This window comes from Polaromonas sp. P4_H1, from assembly GCF_056400945.1.
This window is the reverse complement of record NZ_JBFUKG010000093.1, coordinates 1-602: the sequence shown is the minus strand read 5'-3', so window position 1 is coordinate 602 and position 602 is coordinate 1. Positions and strand designations below refer to the sequence as shown.

1 protein-coding gene is annotated in these 602 nt (G+C 58.3%); it reads left to right on the top strand.

Features of this window, described 5'->3' with window-relative positions; translation table 11 throughout:
- Window positions 1-243: 243 nt before the first annotated feature.
- On the top strand, window positions 244-602 hold a 359-nt coding region (locus AC1DS5_RS25280), incomplete at its 3' end, for a hypothetical protein (protein WP_477720991.1).

Genomic DNA, 602 nt, shown 5'->3' with positions numbered 1-602 from the left:
TGGTAGCACCGCTCGTTGCACCAGCATGAAACAACAGCCTCTGCGCTCCATTGTGTGACCTGAAACGCAACCTCGGCGCGCTCGCCGCCTTGCGATGTGTCATACAGACCTGCTACATCTGCCCGCGGCAAATTTACCGCATGTTTTCAAGGGCTAGCGCTGTTCGGTCTCGCCGATTCCAGCCTTACTACTGCCCGCGACGCTTGCTAGGCAGACGCCGCTGACGACAGGACTGGACAGGGTATGCACGATACGGTTCCCCCCCACGACGCGGATATGAATAAATTGCGCAAGGGGCCGATCAGCATCGCCTTCGGGCTCGAGCGCATCGGTCTGATCGCGGTGAAGGCGCCGATCCTGTCCTGCGTGATCCTGCTCGCGCTGGTGATCGGTGCGATCTTTGGCATCCAGCGCATCAAGATCGACGATTCGCTAAGCCAGCTATTTCGTTCTGACAGCAAGGAATACAAGCAATACGAGGAAGTGACGAAGCGCTTCCCGTCCACCGAATTCGACGTGCTCGTGGTGCTCGAAGGCAAGACGCTGCTTGCGCGCGACAATCTTGGAAAGATGCGCGACCTCGTCACCGACCTGCAATTGGT